The organism is Streptomyces sp. URMC 129, assembly GCF_051386415.1.
In the GTDB taxonomy this organism is placed as follows: Bacteria; Actinomycetota; Actinomycetes; order Streptomycetales; family Streptomycetaceae; genus Streptomyces.
In genome coordinates this window covers 1-523 of the sequence record NZ_JBPQTQ010000305.1, presented here as the reverse complement: position 1 = coordinate 523, position 523 = coordinate 1, and the positions used below count along the sequence as shown (strand labels likewise).

Here is a 523-nt window from a genome sequence, read left to right as displayed (position 1 = left end):
TCGGGCGGGGGGCAGCGGTGGGTGGCGGCCAGGGTCTCGAACAGGCCGGGCGGCAGGGTGGCGGCGGCCGTGGCGGTGGGCGAGAAGTTCACCGCGACCGTCACCGGCCCGCTGTTCACCACCAGCCACCCGGCCGCCTCGTCGTGGTCGGCGGTCACCTCCCCCAGGCGCAGGCCGGGCGGCAGGTGGGCGTGGCGGATCGCGAGCAGCCGACGGTGCCAGTCCCACAGCCGCTCGCGCGCCGGGTCGGCGGGCCAGTCCAGGCAGGAACGGTCCCGCGTCGCCGGGTCCTGCGGGTCGGGGATCTCCTCCGCCGACCAGCCGTGCGCCGCGAACTCCCGGCGGCGGCCCGCCCGTACGGCCTCGGCCAGCTCCGGGTCCCGATGGTCCGTGAAGTACTGCCACGGCGTCGTCGCGCCCCACTCCTCGCCCATGAAGAGCATCGGCGTGAACGGCCCGCACAGCACCAGCGCGGCGGCCAGCGCCGCCCGTTCCGGTCCGACGAGGGCCGCCAGCCGCTCGC

Annotated in this window: 1 protein-coding gene; it reads right to left on the bottom strand. The window is 77.4% G+C overall.

The window, feature by feature from the left end; all coding sequences use genetic code 11:
- Positions 1-523 (bottom strand): DUF3459 domain-containing protein (locus ACSNOC_RS27905; protein ID WP_436750357.1); only part of this gene is annotated, 523 nt, incomplete at both ends.